Here is a 17,366-nt window from a genome sequence, read left to right on the forward strand (position 1 = left end):
TTTTATAGAGAATAAAAAATATTTTAAAAACCGAAAGGGAAACAAAATCACTTTAAAATATATTCAACCAAAACGTTTATAATTGCGTTATTTTCAGTATTCTATAAATAAAATCACTATAAACTAATAATTTCACAATTTTTTAAGACTTTTCGATATTGCAAAAATGCTTTATTATTCTTAAATTTGTAACAATATGAAAGCATCAAAAATGACAAAAAACCCAGAGGTATTAGAAGACATTTCTTTTAACGATTTTAAAACAGAAGTTTTAAAAGATTACACCATAGCTGTAACCTCGAGAGAATGCAGTTTATTAGGTCGTCGTGAAGTACTTACAGGAAAAGCGAAATTTGGTATTTTTGGAGATGGTAAAGAAATACCACAACTTGCTTGGGCAAAAGCCTTTAAAAATGGAGATTTTAGATCCGGTTATTACCGCGATCAAACTTTCATGATGGCAATTGGGGAATTAACTATCGAGCAATTTTTTGCAGGTTTATACGCACATACAGATATTAATCACGATCCAATGTCTGCAGGAAGACAAATGGGAGGGCATTTTGCAACCCATAGTTTAGATGAAAATGGAAATTGGAACAATCTTACAAAACAAAAAAACTCAAGTGCAGACATCTCTCCTACTGCAGGACAAATGCCTCGTTTACTAGGTTTAGCGCAAGCATCTAAAATTTATAGAAATGTAAAAGGAATAGATACTACTAATTTTTCTGAGGAAGGAAATGAAGTAGCTTGGGGAACTATTGGTAACGCAAGTACTAGTGAAGGTTTGTTTTTTGAAACTATAAATGCAGCCGGAGTTTTACAAGTACCAATGGTAATGAGTGTTTGGGATGATGAATACGGAATCTCAGTACACGCAAGACACCAAACTACAAAAGAAAACATCTCTGAAATTTTAAAAGGATTTCAAAGAGAAAAAGGCACTAACGGTTACGAAATTTTAAGAGTTAAAGGTTGGGATTATCCTACATTAGTAGATACTTACCAAAAAGCTTCTAAAATTGCAAGAACACAACATGTTCCTGTTTTAATTCATGTGAATGAATTAACGCAACCTCAAGGACATTCTACTTCTGGTTCACACGAACGTTATAAAGATACCGAACGCCTTAATTGGGAAGCAGAACACGATTGTAATCTTAAAATGCGTGAATGGTTAATTGCAAATAATATTGCAACTAAAGATGAACTTAGAGTCATCGAAAAAGACATTAAAAAGCAAGTCCGTGAAGGTAAAAAAGCCGCTTGGTCTGCTTATAATAATCCAATCATACAAGAGAGAAATGAACTTGTTTCGCTTTTACAAAACTTAGCGAATTCTAGTGCTAACAAAGCATTTATCACAAAACTCACAAACGATCTAATTGCTATTATTGAGCCTATTAGAAAAGATAATCTTTCTACAGCTAGAAAAGCATTACGTTATGTACTTAGTGAAACTTCTGCCGAGAAAACACAAATTATAAATTGGATAAATACCTATATAGATACTATACAACCTAAATACAGTTCCCATTTACATAGTGAATCTAAACTGTCGGCTTTACATGTAAAAGAAGTAAAACCAAGCTATGACGATGATGCTAAATTGGTAGATGGACGATTAGTAATTAGAGATAATTTCGATGCTCTTTTTACAAACCATCCTGAAGTATTAATCTTCGGAGAAGATGCTGGTCATATTGGTGATGTAAACCAAGGTCTAGAAGGTATGCAAGAAAAGTATGGGGATTTACGTGTTTCCGATGTAGGTATTCGTGAAGCAACCATTTTAGGACAAGGAATTGGAATGGCAATGCGTGGTCTTAGACCAATTGCCGAAATACAATACCTAGACTATATTTTATACGCTTTACAAATAATGAGTGATGATTTAGCAACACTACATTATAGAACGCATGGACGTCAAAAAGCACCATTAATTATTCGTACTCGTGGACATAGACTAGAAGGTATTTGGCATTCTGGTTCGCAAATGGGAGGTGTTATTAACCTAGTTCGTGGTATTCATGTTTTAGTTCCAAGAAATATGACTAAAGCTGCTGGTTTTTACAATACATTATTAGAAAGTGATGAGCCTGCATTAATTGTAGAATGTTTAAATGGATACAGATTAAAAGAAAAAATGCCAAACAATATTGGCGAATTTAGAACTCCTTTAGGTGTTGTAGAAACCGTAAAAGAAGGAAGTGATATCACTTTAGTTTCTTATGGTTCTACACTAAATATTGTGAATCAAGCCGCTAAAGAGTTGATAGAAGTTGGTATTAATGCCGAAGTTATTGATATTCAATCCTTATTACCTTTTGATTTGAATCATGACATTGTAAAAAGTATAGCAAAAACAAATCGTCTAATGGTAATAGATGAAGATGTTCCTGGAGGAGCTTCTGCTTATATTTTAAACGAAATATTAAACACACAAAACGCATACGAACATTTAGATAGTAAACCACAAACCTTAACCGCAAAAAGCCATCGTCCTGCTTATGGAACCGATGGAGATTATTTTTCTAAACCATCTCTAGAAGATATTTTTGAAGCGGTATATAAAGTAATGCATGAGGCAAATCCTAGTGATTTTCCAAAATTGAGATAATTTTATAATTACAAACCATTTAAGAAGCCTTTCAAGAAATACTTGAAAGGTTTTTTTTATATTTATAAAATCAATCTTAAAACAATATGCTAACCAAAAACGATAAAGAACAACTTCGCGGTACTATTTTTAGACATTTAGATGGCATTGCAACTGCTACAACCACTTTTGCTCTTTATAAAAAAGGTGTTTTAGATTTTTTACTGAAAAATAAAAAGGTCACTATTGATGAAGTTGCTGCGCATTTTGAAGCAAACGAAGGCTATTTAAACATTGCATTACGCATTTTAGCTTCACAAGGTTGGCTAGTGCAACATATAGATAATGTTTCCAATACCGTTAGCTATCAAGTAAATGAAAATAGCGAGGAAGCTTTTACATTAGCTCCTTTGTATGAAGATGCTGTAAAGCTACTCTCCTATTCGGTAAAATTTCCAGAAAAACATATTGGTACCGATGCTTTTATCGCTTTAGAGCGTGTTTTTAAAAAGTATCAAAACAACTTCGATTTACAAACTGAAAGCGAAATAGAACAACAAGTTTTAAAACATATTGAAGGTTGTATCGTTGCTCCTATCATTGTCATGTTAGGTGTAAATGGTTTGTTTCATAAATACTTTATGGAAGCCTCTTTTACAGCAGAAGAATATCATAAAGATCCAGAAAGCTTTAAAAAAATCCTCGATTTCTTTTCACATTTAGGATGGTTTACCAAAAAGAAAAACACCTATCAATTTACAGATCAAGGATTGTTCTTCGCTAAACGAGCAAGTGCTTATGGTGTAACCGTTTCTTATCTACCAACCTTTTTACAATTAGACGAATTACTATTTGGTAATCCGTTAGTATTACAAACAAACTCACCAGACGAAACAGAAAAACACGTACACCGAGAAATGAATGTTTGGGGAAGTGGTGGCGCACATTCTACCTATTTTAAGGTAATAGATCAAGTAATTATAAAACTCTTTAACAAACCTATTGACGAACAACCTAAAGGGATTCTAGATATGGGTTGTGGTAATGGTGCTTTTATAAATCATATTTTTGATGTTATCGAGCACCAAACTTTACGTGGTAAAATACTGGAAGAACATCCCCTATTATTGGTTGGAGCAGATTTTAATCAAGCCGCATTAAAAGTTACTAGAGCCAATTTAATTAAAGCAGATATTTGGGCAAAAGTAATTTGGGGAGATATTGGTAGACCCGATTTATTAGCAAACGATCTTAAAGAAGATTATAATATTGAACTTAAAGATTTACTCAATGTACGCACCTTTTTAGATCATAATAGAATTTGGGAAGCGCCAAAAGAGATTACCAATAAAATAAGTTCTTCTACAGGAGCTTATGCAAGTCAAGGAAAACGTATTAGCAATAATTTGGTAGAAGATTCTTTGCGTGACCATTTACAAAAATGGAAACCGTATGTCGAGCAATTTGGTTTATTAATTATAGAATTACATACTATAGATCCAAAATTTACAGCTAGCAATATTGGTAAAACAGCTGCAACGGCTTATGATGCTACACATGGTTATAGTGATCAATTTATTTTAGAGGTAGATGTTTTTAATAAAATAGCTACCGAAGTCGGGTTGCAACCAGATAAAAATTATTTTTCAAGATTTCCAGATAACGAGCTAGCTACGGTTAGCGTTAATTTATTAAAAGGATAATATTTAAATGAAAGAAGAAAATACACTAACCACTAGAGATTGGCTAGCAATTGAAAGAACCAAACTTGCTAATGAACGTACATTTTTAGCCTATTTTAGAACCTTTCTAGTTATTTTGGGAACAGGAATAGCCATTTTAAAACTAGATCTTTTTAGCGAACTAAAAACCTTTGGTATTGCGCTACTTGTTATTTCTCCTGTGATACTTTTAATTGGTATTTACCGATTATTTAGAGTAAAAAAAACGATTAAAAATCATTATAAATTACAATAGGAATCCTGTGCTTTCATTATAAGCACGCTATTAGATAATATAAAAACCTTCTTGGCTTAGTTTTTGTATTTTTGCAACTTCTATATAGAAAAACAAAAACCGTTTATGAAAAACATATTATGTATCCTGCTCCTTTTACCATTAGTAACTTTCGGACAGAAAATAAAAATAAAAAAAGGCAAACTTCTATTTGATGATACTGCTGTTGCCAATTTTGATTCTAAAGATAAAACATACCATTTCTCCTATTTAAATGGAGACAAAGCTTTTGATGCTATTTTTCATGGCGAAGAAGAATTTAAAATTGAAGGTTTTCAATGGGTAGAAGTCATTAGTAACGAAGGTGTGAAAACCGAAATTCCTTTCGAAATTTTAAAAGTATCCTTTAGTGCTAAAAAAATAATGGTGCGTTTACTTTCCGAAAAATACAATCTAATTGATACTAACGGAATTAATACAGAAAACGTAGCGAATTTCTTTGCAGAAGAAAGAGAATCTTTAAGCGAAAAATACGCTGGTGATATTGCCGATTTAGAAAATAAAGAAGCACTTAAAAAGAGCTTAATGCGCAAGTACAATCCTTTTGTAAAAGACGATGGTACTATTTTATTTGGAGGTTTTCAAAGTACAAACATTGTTGGTCATGCGTCATTTCATGATAATGTATATACCATTACAGATCTAGATAGAATTTCTGTTGCACAAACTAAAAAAACATCGAATACAGATACTTCCGTTCATGTAGTAACCTATTCTGGAGATACTTTCTCTTACGATTATGGTTCAAGAACCATGATAACGGGTAAATTTTCAAGAAGTTTTTCCCAATTATTAGTGGAAGAATTATTACTGAAAGGCTATACCTTTGGTCGACAAGCAAAAGCAAATAATGCAGCTTTACACAAAGAAAAAGTAAAAGTTGCTAAAGAGAATAGCGTGAATCTTTATGGTGTTTCTGGATATGTAATTGATGATGAAGGTGTAAAATATGAAGGAACTATTTATGCCGTTTTTGAACAACTAGAATTAAACCCCAACCAAGAAGAACCTAATGTTTATGATGCTACTTCTATAGATAATTACGGAAAAAATGTGAGCGTAAAATACCTAAACGACAAAGGAAGATCTCGTATAAAAAAATTCACAGCAAAAGACAACGTTTCTTTTTGTGCTATGGATAATGGTGTAGAAAAGTGTTTTTACGGATTAAAAACAAAAGGAAATACCATGAAGAAAATTGCTAATGCTACTAATTTCGGATTCAACAATTCGTATTTCTATCAAGTGGAAGAAACGGTAGATGGCAATATGCTACTAAGCAAACCTGGAGAAAACGGAACCTATGTTTTAAAATTCTCAGATAAGGAAGATGGATTCATGATTGATAATAGAAATAATGATAAACTATCTAACGCTTTAGCGGAATATATTTCTAACTGTTCTAGTCTATCGGAAGACATTAAAAACAAAGAGTTTGATCTTTCCGAAAAGGAAAATTTAAAACAAATATTAGAAGAGTATAAAGATTGTGCTAACTAAAAATAGATTTCCACTTTCGTGGTAAGTAAAGATGAAAACAGCTACTGTAAAACAACTAAAAGACGAATTGAAACATAACTCTTCCGAAGAGTTAATGGATCTTTGTTTGCGTCTATCGCGCTTTAAAAAGGAAAACAAGGAACTACTTACCTATTTACTTTTTGAAGCGCATGATGAAACTAGTTATATTGAAAACGTAAAACAGGAAATAGATACGCAGTTTGAAACGATAAATACAGATAGCTATTTTTACATTAAAAAGAGTGTTCGTAAAATATTAAGACTCATTAAAAAGTTTAGCCGCTATTCTTTAAAAAAGGAAACCGAAGTAGAACTACTACTCTACTTTTGTCAAAAGCTTAAAGATTTTAAACCATCTATAAAAAGAAACGTTACCCTTACTAATATTTACGACCGACAAATCGCAGCCATAAAAAAGATTATTTATGGCTTGCATGAAGATTTGCAATATGATTACACGATGGCTTTAGAGGATTTGGAAATGAGCTAAACGAAATCAGATTATACTATATTTTAATAATTAAAAAAAACAGTTAGAATTAAAGAGAATCATAAATTAAGCTAATACCAACAATAAGTAATACAAATGCTCCTCCAATAAATTTAATGGTAAAAGACATATTTATATAATCTTCTTTATTTCTTTCGATAAGAAATCTATTCCTAAATTTTATAAATAAATCGATACTGAGAATTATTAGTAAAGCTCCTAATATACATTTAATTACTTCCTCCATGTATTTAGAACTTAAAGTTCAATACTATCCCCAATTTCCAACAGCATCAAATCTTTATCTTTATTAAAAAACATTTTTTTTGCAACTTCATGGTCAATTTCTATATAACCAAAAGTATCATAATGATAGCCTAAAATTTTATCACATTCCACAAAATCACTAGCAAGAATAGCGTCTGTAATTCCCATAGTAAAATTATCACCAATAGGTAAAATGGCTAAATCTAATTTGGTTTGTAGCGGAATCAATTTCATATCCATGGTTAAAGCAGTATCTCCAGCGATATAAATATTTTTATGTTCGCCTTCTAGCACAAAACCACCTGGTTGTCCGCCATAGCTCCCATCTGGAAAAGACGAAGTATGAATAGCATTTACATATTTAAGACTTCCAAATTCAAAATCCCAAGTACCACCAAGATTCATTGGATGCCCTTCTAAACCTAAGTTTTGAAAATGCGTAACAATTTCAAAATTTGAAACAATTACAGCGTCTGTACGTTTCGCAATAGCTTCTACATCTAAAATATGATCTTGATGCGCATGTGTTAATAATATATAATCTGCTTTCAGTGTATCAATATCAATATGCGAAGCTTTCGGGTTTCCGGTTATAAATGGATCGACAAGAATATGTACATCTTCCATTTGAATACCTAAACTAGCATGACCATAAAATGTGATTTTCATAATAATTTTTTAGAAAAGAAAAATACAAAAAAAACTCAGACATATTGTAGAATTTGTCTGAGTTTTTCAATCCCCAAAATTGAAGTTAATACCTTCGTATTTTATAGTACTTTGGTATTCAACATATTAAATATACGTATAATTATTTGATTTACAAGTATATAGAGTCGTGGATATAAATTTTTCAGTAATTAAATAAGAAATAGCTTACAATAAATGTCCGACAGCTAAAAGAACTGCTAAAAAGAATGTGGTTAGTGCTAATTTTTTCAATTCAGGATCTAAAGCAACTGGCTCTGTATTGTTTTTCACCGTTTTCAAATGCACGAATAACGGAATATACGCGATAAAGAATAAGAAATTAAACACCGAATTATAATATAGAATTCCATATAAGGTAGATAAAACTATAGCAGAAAGGATTAAAAAGTAATGATACTTCTTCGCTTTAACACTACCTAGTTTAACAACCAGTGTGTTTTTTTCTGCCTTCCTATCCGATTCAATATCCCTCATATTGTTAAGGTTAAGCACCGCAGCACTTAACAAACCTAAAGTACAAGCTGGTAAAAAAGCAACATGATCTATTTGCTTGCTATATAAAACATAACTACCTATTACACTTACTAAACCAAAAAACAGAAAAACAAAAACATCTCCTAAACCTCTATAACCATATGCATTACTTCCCATGGTATATTTGATTGCAGCATAAATAGAAAGCAATCCCATAACAAAAAAGATTAGGGCATATAATAAGTGTTTCGATCCAAAGGCAGAATAAATTAAACCAAAAGATAAAACAATACAAACAAGAATATTTATTTTTATAACCTCAAGCATTTCCTCTGCAGAGATCTTTCCGCTTTGTAAAGCACGCTCCGGACCAATTCGATCTTCATTATCGGTTCCTTTTACGCCATCACCATAATCATTAGCAAAATTAGAAAGCACTTGAAGGCTAATGGTTGTTAATATAGCCAAAATAAAAATTTGCCAATCAAAAAAACCATTATATGCAGCTAAAGAGGAACCAACAATAATTCCAGAAACAGAAAGCGGTAAGGTTCTTAATCTTGCTGCTTGTACCCAATATTTAAGTTTACTCATAAATTATGGAATCCATTTTTTTGGAAAGTTTGGTTTGCGTTTTTCTAGAAAAGCATCACGACCTTCTTTAGCTTCGTCTGTCATATATGCTAGACGTGTAGCTTCACCAGCAAATACTTGCTGACCAACCATACCATCGTCTGTTAAATTCATCGCGAACTTTAACATTTTAATAGATGTTGGCGATTTTTCCAAAATTTCTTGTGCCCATTCAAAAGCAGTATCTTCTAAATCGTCATGTGGAATAACGGCGTTAACCATTCCCATATCATACGCTTCTTGTGCAGAATAATTTCTTCCTAAGAAAAAGATTTCACGTGCTCTTTTCTGACCAACCATTTTAGCCAAATAAGCCGAACCATAACCACCATCAAAACTAGTTACATCTGCATCTGTTTGTTTAAAAATAGCATGTTCTTTACTAGCAAGCGTTAAATCGCAAACCACATGTAGACTATGTCCGCCACCAACAGCCCAACCAGGAACTACTGCTATTACAGCTTTTGGCATAAAGCGAATTAATCGTTGTACTTCTAAAATATTTAATCTGTGGTAACCATCTTCACCAACATAACCTTGATGTCCTCTTGCTTTTTGGTCTCCTCCTGAGCAAAAGCTCCAGATACCATCTTTGGTTGAAGGACCTTCAGCAGATAATAAAACCACACCAATACTTGTATCTTCTCCTGCATCGTAAAATGCATCATACAATTCTTTTGTAGTTTTTGGTCTAAATGCGTTTCTTATATCTGGTCTGTTAAAAGCTATTCTTGCAACACCATTACATTTTTTGTAAGTAATGTCTTCATACTCTTTAGCGGTTTTCCAATCTATTTCACTCATGTTCTCTAATTAGACTGTAAAAATACATTTTTTTTATTATTTATGTCACTGCATGAAAACATGCATTTCAATAATTTTAATACCACACACAAACAGCTGTAAAACAATAGATTATATTTTAATGATTTTTTTTCGAGTTGTAATTTCTTACAAAGAAAACGTGTTTTGACAGATTTACAAGTATTTCATCGTGTTTATTAGAATATATTTTTAAAGCACTGATAATAAGACGTGTAGAATATAATTTTGTCTCACATTAATAACCGCTATGAAATTAATTGATTCAAAATTTGCTCCCTCTGTAGAAGGCATAAATGTAACCAAATTTGGTGTTATTTATTTTTTCAAAGACTTTGTCGTCACCGAAATTAATGAAGGTGAGGTATATGGATTGGAAACTTCTGTAGAATTAACAAAATTAATTTTTGAACAGTATGCCACAAAAACCAATATTCATGTAATATCTAATAGGATAAATAATTATTCTGTAGAACCTACGTATTGGTTTGATTTTTATAAAAACGAACATGCAGATGCCTTGAAAAGTGTTTCTTTTGTTTACTATAATGAACTGGCTTATTCTAATGCAAAATTAGAACAAACCTTTATTCAATGTGATTCAGAATGCTTTAAAAACTTGCATGATGCAATAGATCATATTTCAAAAACTCAGAATAAGAGGACCGCTTGTATAAAGTAGATTAAAATTCCCTAAACGAATTAGTAGCACCTAAAAACTAATTTAATCTACTTTTAGCATCCTTTACTTTTTTGCCTCACATCATCTTACCTACATTACCGATAATATAAACACTTCATCGAAGTGTTTTATTATCAACGTTTTAATTGATTATAACAATTGGAATACACCTACTTTTGTACTATAAAACGCTATTTTTATGAGAATTACCGATACAGATTTAAAAAACCACATAGAGTACACCCATGTTTCTGAATATGGAAAATATTACTTTTTTAAAGATTTTATTATTTCTGAAATAAATGAAGAAGTTATATATAATTGGGAATCCTCACAAGATATCATTGAAGCAGCAGCATATTATTATGGTGAAGATTTGCCTATTTGCTACATATCTAATCGCATAAATAAATATTCTGTAAATCCAATTGATTGGTTTAAATTCTTTAAATCAGAAAGGAATTTAAATGGATATGCTATTGTTTCTTATTCCGATAACGGGTGGGTCAATGCCATGATTGAAAAATTCTTCTTTACTTCGAAAATGGAACGTTTCAAAAATCTAGAGCATGCCATTGATTGGGCCAAAAATGTGAATTTAGACTTAAAAAACAATAAGTGTTTAAACCATAATCTTCTTGCTTACTTGTAAAATAAACTAAAACGAAACTAGTTTACAAGATGAATACCATCTTCTTTAATTTCTATAAGTTTTTGTTTGTATAAAGTTCCTACCGCTTTTTTAAAGCTCTTTTTACTCATTTGAAGCACGTCTTTAATTACTTCCGGTTTTGATTTATCTGTAAGATTTAAAAAACCATTATTATCTTGTAAATACCCCATTATTATTTCTGCATTTGGCTCAATATTTCTATAACCAACTTGCCCTAAAATAATATCTATTTTGTTTCCTGGACGAATTTTCTTTACAATTCCTTTTAGTTTATCTCCAACACTAATATCTTGAAAAATATTATCGGTATAAATTAAACCAGAGTGTATTTTATTGATAATAACATTCCAACCAATATCACTTTTATGAGAAGCTATTAAATCTACTTCATCATATTCTGCAACAGTCAAGTCTTTATTATCTAAAAACTGATTGGTTTTACTAGATGCTACTAATCTATTGGTTTCTTCGTCTAAATAACAATACACCAAATACCAACCTCCTTTTATCATATCATAGGCTTGTTCTTTAAAAGGGCAGAATAATTCTTTTACCATTCCCCAATCTAAAAAAGCACCATGTTTTGTTGTTTCATTACAGCGTAATAAAGCAAATTCATCACGTTGAATATATGGTTTATCTGTAACGGCAACTAAGCGTTCTTGATTATCTAAATAGATGAATACTTCTAGCTTATCCCAAATTTTAAATTCATTTGGCACATATCTATTTGGTAGTAAAACTTCATTGTCATCTTCATCACTCAAGAATAATCCTGGTTCTGTTTCACGTATAATAGTAAGCGTATTGTATTCTCCTAAATGTATCATGCTGCAAAAGTAAGGATATTAAAATTTAAAAATGTTATTTTTTAAAAACGAAATTACTAGAAATCAAAAAAGCGCTACATTAAAGTAGCGCTTCGATTTATTTAGTAAAAAAAATCTATTTGTAAACAGACTCTTTTTTAAAATGCTGTGTTAATAAGTAATATACAACTGCTCTGTATTTACTTCTATTCGATTTACCATATTTTTCCATTACAGAGTCAATGGCTTTGTCTAAATCTGCAGTATCTGCTAAACCTAATTTTTTAATTAAAAAATTATTTTTAACGGTTGCAAGTTCCGATGCATCAGATCCAGAAACTGTTGCTGCATCTGCATTGTAAATAGATGGTCCACAACCAATAGTCACTTTAGTTAACAAATCCATATCTGGAGTTACACCAATTTTATCTTTTAAATCTGCTGCGTACTTTACTATTAAATCATCTCTTTTACTCATCTTATTCTATTTTTTTAGTTATTGATTGTTTTAAGTATCTTAAAGATAAGGAATTTACGCATTTTTTAACATTAATAAATTCCTAAATACTTCAGTTTACCGACAAAACATCAAAATAAACCGACTAACTACCTTAAAGCTTTAAAATAATTTAATAATGTAGTATCATTAACTGTACTTGGAGTAAATACTTCTAAAATTTTAGGTGTATTTGTTTCTTCATAAAATGAAGATAGAACGTCTTGTAATTCTACTTCATTAGTAGCACTTTCATAACTAAAGCCATACATATCGCTTAAATGCTTTGCAGATAATTGGTGCTTGGTTTCAAAAAAAGTATCAAAATTTTCAGAATTTTTATCTCCTGGAAGAATTCTAAAAATCCCACCGCCTTGATTATTAATGACAATAATTCTAAAATGATTAGGAATGTAATTATTCCAAAGGGCATTACTATCATAAAAGAAACTTAGATCTCCAGTAATAAATACAGTTTGTTTTGTATTTGCAACAGCACAACCAACTGCTGTACTTGTACTACCATCTATTCCGCTAGTACCTCGATTACAAAAAACTTCTAGCGTTTTATTTATACGAAACAGTTGCGCGTATCTAATGGTAGAACTATTACTCAATTGCAAAACAGCGTGATCAGGAATCGATTTTAAGATCGATTTAAACGCTTTTAAATCGGAAAACGATATATTCTCAAAATAAGCAGTATGCTTCTTTTTTCGGTCTTTCTTTATAGCAGTCCAAAAGTCTTGGTAATCGCTTTTAGTAAGATGGGTTACTTCTTCAAAAAACAGCGTAAAAAACTGATTTGGTGTTGTTTTTATATGCTGCTCTAAACAGAAAAAAGTATCATTAGCTTTTTCTGTTCCAATATGCCAATGTTGTTTCGGTTTGTATTTTCGCAAAAAAGCTTTAATTTTTTTAGATACAATTAATCCGCCAAAGGTTACAAGAATATCTGGTTGTAAGGCTTTAAATTCTTCTTCATTTAAAGGAGCTATTATTTTATCAATACTATTAAAAAAATGAGGATGATGTATATTAGAAGTCGTTTCGGTAAAAACAACCACGCTTTCATCTTCAGCAAGTTCATCCAACCATTTTTGATCGATGCTATTAGGTTTATTGACACCAACAACAACCATTTTCTTTTTAGCAGTATACCAATCGGAAACTAAATTAGATAATTGCAGTTCTTCTATTTTATGAATTTTCTTAGTTACCTCTACTACTTTAGGGTTTACGGTTAAAGTATCCACGGTTTCATACAAAGGCTCATCAAAAGGAATATTAATATGAACAGGACCATTTTTATGTATTGCAATATTTAAAGCTTCATTGATTTCTGCTTCGTTTTGCGATTGAATATTTTGTTGCAGACCTAATAGCTTTTCTAGCTTATTTTCAATATTCTTAAATATTGGCAATTCTTCATTTTGCACAAAGCTATTTTCTTCCTTTATATCTTGTTTTAAATTTGCAGAATATACGATGTGGTTTTCATATACATTTTCTTGATTAATGGTTTGTCCGTCACCAATACCTATTAAGTATTTTGGTCTATCTGCAGATAAAACAACCAGCGGAATATTGCTATAAAAAGCTTCTGCCACAGCGGGATAATAATTTAATAATGCACTACCCGAAGAGCAAACTACGGCAACCGGTTTTTGTATTTGCTGGGCAATACCTAAGGCGAAAAATGCAGCACAACGCTCGTCTACAATACTGTAGCAAGTAAAATAGTCATCATTTGTAAAACCAATGGTTAAAGGTGCATTTCTACTTCCTGGAGAAATAACAATATGGTTTATATGCTTTGCTTTACAAAGCTGAATAATAGTTTGTGCTAAAGGAATTTTTGGGTGTTTCATGCGTACTTCCCATGAAAATGGGAATCTTTTTAAATTACGAAAAAGCGATATACAAATGTAAGTTTTTGCTACTAATACCCGATAATATTTTGGTTTTAAATTTTATAATAACAGCCAAAAAGCTATTGTAAATTCTTGATTTGTTTACAAAACGGCTTTCATCGTTTCTGTTTTATTAACGGTTTCCTCCCATTCCTTTTCAGCAATAGAATCTTTAGTAATTCCGCCACCAACATAAAGACTAGCTTTCACGTCTGTTAACTGCATACAACGCAAATTTACATACAAGTTAGATACCGTTTTAATGGCTGCATAAGCGTTATTTTCTACATTACGGCGGTTGGTATTTCTTGATGTTTTTTCTTTACTATTAATTTCGCCTAAAAAACCAGTATAAAACTCACGGTCATAGTTTTCGTTTTCCAGAATAAATTGTTTTGCGATCGTTTTTGGCAATCCGCAAACAGCTGGCGTTGGGTGTAATGCTTTTACAACTTCCATTAAATCCGAATTTAAAACACCCGAAACTTTAGTGCTTAAATGCAGTAAACTTCCTGCCTTTATGGTTTTAGTAGCTGCAACTATAATATTACTTACTGAAGATTCTAAACTAGCAATTAAATAATCGGTTACTAATTGTTGTTCTTCGGTTTCTTTAGCTTTCCAATCCGGATTAGCATCTCCTTGATATGCTTGCGTTCCCGCCAAAGCCATGGTTGTAAATCGATTTCCGGTAACACTTAATAAAGTTTCCGGAGTTGCACCAAGCCATAAACCAATTTTTGGATGGTACCAACAATACACAAAAGCGGTTGGGTATTTTGCTAATAAGCGTTCAAAAAGTGCCATAGGATTACTTTCGGTAAGCCTTACTTCTTCTTTTCTGGATACGACTACTTTTTTCAATCCCCCTTCAACTATTCCTTTTATAGCTTTGGCTACTAGATTAATATGAAAGTCCTTCGCATCGTTTAATACGTTTTCACTTTCCTGTTGCACTTCTTTTTTGTCTCGTGTATTTTGTTCTGTAACTTCGGAAATAACAAAGGAATATTCTAAGGTTTCCGATACTGAAAAAGGCATCAATACCGTTTGTTTTTCTGCGTTAAAAGGAGCAAAAACAAAACCACTTTCGGTTAGATCTTTAGAAGTATAAACGATATCGTCATCTTGAAAAACTCCTTTTATAACGGAAGCATTCGGTTTACGATACAACACAAAAGGCAAAGCATCGTCAAAATGATTCTGGGCAATTTCTAAAAATTCGGAGGTTTGCATGAATAAGATCTATTTGATTTCCGTGAAAACGGAAACCTATTTCTTTTTAGGTAAGGAGATGGTAGATAATCTACAAATAGACACCAAATTATCGTGGTCATCTGTAATTCTAATATCTAATAATTGTGTCGTTCTTCCTTTGTGTAAAAAAGTAGCTTTTGCGTATACAAAACCTTCGGTAACACTTTTTAAATGGTTTGCGGTAATCTCTAAACCACGAACAAATTTGTTTTCGGTATCTATAAATAAATGCGAAGCAAAACTACCTACGCTTTCTGCTAAAGCTGCAGTTGCACCACCATGCAAAACGCCGTCTGGCTGGTATACTCTAGAATTCACAGGCATTCTGGCTACTAAAAAATCTTCGCCATAGTCTACCATTTCTATGTTTAGCGTTTCCATTAAGGTGTTTTTGCTAGCAGCATTTGCTTTTGCTAACATGCTTTCTTTAGATATTTGCATATAAATAATGTATTTTTATTGTCGGATTGTAAAAGTACAAAATGAATTTAGAAGAAAAAGAAATTTCATACACAACTACCAACAGTTATGCTACTTTAAATACACTAACCGACAAAACTAAGAATGTTTGGTTTGTTTGTCACGGAATGGGGTATTTAAGTAGATATTTTTTAAGGTATTTTGACGGATTAAATAAAGACGAAAACTATATTATTGCGCCACAAGCACAGAGTAAATATTATAGTTCGCCAAAATTTAAACATGTTGGAGCAAGTTGGTTAACCAAAGAAAACACAGATAAGGAAACCGAAAACGTGATGCGTAATCTGGATGCTGTTTTAACTGCGGAAGCGTTACCAAAAAACATAAACCTCATCGTTTTAGGATACTCACAAGGTGTTAGTATTGCTTCCCGATTTGTTGCCAGACGAAAACTAGTCTGCACACAATTGGTTTTACATTCTGGAGGATTACCAAAAGAATTGAAAGCGGAAGACTTTGCATTTTCAAACGCAAAAGTATCGATGATTTATGGTACCGAAGACGAGTATTTAAACGAAGAACGCATTACTCACGAAACTACTAGAGCAAAAGAATTATTTGGTGACCGTTTGCATATTATTCCTTTTGAAGGGAAACATGTGGTGAATGTAGCGTTGATAAATGGATTGGTTTAAAAACACCCCTAAAGTCCCCTCGAGGGGACAATTCTAAAATTAAAAAAAAGAGAAGCTGTTAAATAGAACAAATAATAAAGAGGTTCCCGATTTCTATAAACATGGATTCTGAATCAAGTTCAGAATGACAAAAAAAAAGAAATAGCATAAAAGGAATAATTCTGCTTCTTTTCAAGGAGGTGGATATGGATAATGATTTGTAAAAAAAAAACCTAAAGTCCCCTCGAGGGGACAATTTTAAAAATAAATAATACCGTTAAATTTAAAAAGGTTCCTGCCTTCGCAGGAATGAGAAACATGAAAACACTGCAACTAGAAAACGAATACGTAAAACTCACGCTTTTAGATGGTAGTAACTACGAGTATCTTTCTGAAATTGCAGAAGAGAAAGATTTAGTCTTCTACTCTCCTAGCGCTATTTCTCCTCCTGAAAAACTAAAAGAATATGTGCAACATGCAGTAGATAGCTATACTAACCAAACGGCAATTCCTTTTATTATTTACGATAAGAAAAAACAAGCCTATGCAGGATGTACAAGGTTTGGCTTAATAAACTACAAAAACAAAGTAGTACATATTGGTTGGACTTGGATTGGAAAAGATTTTCAAGGTTCTGGATTAAACAAACAAATGAAATTTTTAATGCTTCAATATGCTTTTGAAGTATTACAATTTGATAAAGTAGAATTTCGAATCGATGAACGAAACATCAAATCTAGAAAAGCGGTAGAAAAAATTGGTGGAACGCTAGAAGGTATTTTACGAAAAGACACTTTAATGTTAGATGGTTTTAAACGTAGCACCTGTTGTTATGGTATTTTAAAAGAAGAATGGTCAGGAATAAAGGTTGGTGTTTTTGAAGGGTTTGTTTAATGCTAAAGA

Annotated in this window: 17 protein-coding genes; 9 read left to right on the plus strand and 8 right to left on the minus strand. The window is 31.8% G+C overall.

The genetic code is table 11. The annotated features are described in order from the left end of the window. The first annotated feature begins 211 nt into the window (after positions 1–211). The 5 genes from AMD28_RS06425 (at position 212) to AMD28_RS06445 (ending at position 6,629) form a co-directional block, all read left to right on the plus strand. Entirely contained in the window at positions 212–2,623 is a 2,412-nt protein-coding gene (locus AMD28_RS06425) for an alpha-ketoacid dehydrogenase subunit alpha/beta (protein WP_055443332.1), read from the plus strand. An 86-nt stretch (positions 2,624–2,709) separates the two neighbouring features. Continuing rightward, positions 2,710–4,305: a class I SAM-dependent methyltransferase gene (locus AMD28_RS06430; protein WP_055443333.1), complete on the plus strand. Its 1,596-nt coding sequence runs from the start codon at positions 2,710–2,712 to the stop codon at positions 4,303–4,305. 7 nt (positions 4,306–4,312) lie between these two features. After that, positions 4,313–4,579 carry a DUF202 domain-containing protein gene (locus AMD28_RS06435; RefSeq protein WP_055443334.1) on the plus strand — a complete coding sequence of 89 codons (267 nt, stop codon included), beginning with the start codon at positions 4,313–4,315 and terminating at the stop codon, positions 4,577–4,579. Positions 4,580–4,684: 105 nt separating this feature from the next. Continuing rightward, positions 4,685–6,118 carry a hypothetical protein gene (locus AMD28_RS06440; protein WP_055443335.1) on the plus strand — a complete coding sequence of 478 codons (1,434 nt, stop codon included), beginning with the start codon at positions 4,685–4,687 and terminating at the stop codon, positions 6,116–6,118. 31 nt (positions 6,119–6,149) lie between these two features. Continuing rightward, entirely contained in the window at positions 6,150–6,629 is a 480-nt protein-coding gene (locus tag AMD28_RS06445) for a hypothetical protein (protein WP_055443336.1), read from the plus strand. A gap of 258 nt (positions 6,630–6,887) precedes the next feature. On the opposite strand, the gene AMD28_RS06455 is transcribed toward AMD28_RS06445, so the two are convergent. From AMD28_RS06455 to AMD28_RS06465, 3 genes are all read right to left on the minus strand, one after another. Then, on the minus strand, positions 6,888–7,565 hold the full coding sequence (locus tag AMD28_RS06455; RefSeq protein ID WP_055443338.1) for a metal-dependent hydrolase: 678 nt from the start codon (positions 7,563–7,565) through the stop codon (positions 6,888–6,890). Positions 7,566–7,772: 207 nt separating this feature from the next. Next, on the minus strand, positions 7,773–8,675 hold the full coding sequence (locus AMD28_RS06460) for a 1,4-dihydroxy-2-naphthoate polyprenyltransferase (RefSeq protein WP_055443339.1): 903 nt from the start codon (positions 8,673–8,675) through the stop codon (positions 7,773–7,775). 3 nt (positions 8,676–8,678) lie between these two features. After that, positions 8,679–9,518 carry a 1,4-dihydroxy-2-naphthoyl-CoA synthase gene (locus AMD28_RS06465; protein WP_055443340.1) on the minus strand — a complete coding sequence of 280 codons (840 nt, stop codon included), beginning with the start codon at positions 9,516–9,518 and terminating at the stop codon, positions 8,679–8,681. Positions 9,519–9,786: 268 nt separating this feature from the next. On the opposite strand from AMD28_RS06465, the gene AMD28_RS06470 reads away from it, so the two are divergent. Together AMD28_RS06470 and AMD28_RS06475 are read left to right on the plus strand one after the other, a co-directional pair. Further along, positions 9,787–10,218, plus strand: a complete 432-nt coding sequence (locus tag AMD28_RS06470; protein ID WP_055443341.1) for a hypothetical protein — start codon at positions 9,787–9,789, stop codon at positions 10,216–10,218. Positions 10,219–10,417: 199 nt separating this feature from the next. Next, positions 10,418–10,870 (plus strand): hypothetical protein, encoded by a 453-nt coding sequence (locus tag AMD28_RS06475; RefSeq protein WP_055443342.1) that lies wholly within the window; start codon positions 10,418–10,420, stop codon positions 10,868–10,870. A 17-nt stretch (positions 10,871–10,887) separates the two neighbouring features. On the opposite strand, the gene AMD28_RS06480 is transcribed toward AMD28_RS06475, so the two are convergent. The 5 genes from AMD28_RS06480 to AMD28_RS06500 form a co-directional block, all read right to left on the minus strand. Beyond that, positions 10,888–11,721, minus strand: a complete 834-nt coding sequence (locus tag AMD28_RS06480; RefSeq protein ID WP_055443343.1) for a CvfB family protein — start codon at positions 11,719–11,721, stop codon at positions 10,888–10,890. Positions 11,722–11,836: 115 nt separating this feature from the next. Continuing rightward, entirely contained in the window at positions 11,837–12,178 is a 342-nt protein-coding gene (locus AMD28_RS06485; protein WP_055443344.1) for a DUF2853 family protein, read from the minus strand. 128 nt (positions 12,179–12,306) lie between these two features. Next, positions 12,307–14,067, minus strand: a complete 1,761-nt coding sequence (menD, locus tag AMD28_RS06490; protein ID WP_055443345.1) for a 2-succinyl-5-enolpyruvyl-6-hydroxy-3-cyclohexene-1-carboxylic-acid synthase — start codon at positions 14,065–14,067, stop codon at positions 12,307–12,309. A gap of 144 nt (positions 14,068–14,211) precedes the next feature. Continuing rightward, on the minus strand, positions 14,212–15,345 hold the full coding sequence (locus tag AMD28_RS06495) for a chorismate-binding protein (RefSeq protein WP_055443346.1): 1,134 nt from the start codon (positions 15,343–15,345) through the stop codon (positions 14,212–14,214). A gap of 36 nt (positions 15,346–15,381) precedes the next feature. Then, on the minus strand, positions 15,382–15,807 hold the full coding sequence (locus AMD28_RS06500) for a PaaI family thioesterase (RefSeq protein ID WP_055443347.1): 426 nt from the start codon (positions 15,805–15,807) through the stop codon (positions 15,382–15,384). 41 nt (positions 15,808–15,848) lie between these two features. Between AMD28_RS06500 and AMD28_RS06505 the strand changes: the two genes are divergently transcribed. After that, positions 15,849–16,484, plus strand: a complete 636-nt coding sequence (locus AMD28_RS06505; protein ID WP_055443348.1) for an alpha/beta hydrolase — start codon at positions 15,849–15,851, stop codon at positions 16,482–16,484. Between the two features lie 297 nt (positions 16,485–16,781). Continuing rightward, entirely contained in the window at positions 16,782–17,357 is a 576-nt protein-coding gene (locus AMD28_RS06510) for a GNAT family N-acetyltransferase (RefSeq protein WP_055443349.1), read from the plus strand. Positions 17,358–17,366: the final 9 nt, after the last annotated feature.

The sequence above is a fragment of the Lacinutrix himadriensis genome, assembly GCF_001418105.1.
Classification (GTDB): Bacteria; Bacteroidota; Bacteroidia; order Flavobacteriales; family Flavobacteriaceae; genus Oceanihabitans; species Oceanihabitans himadriense.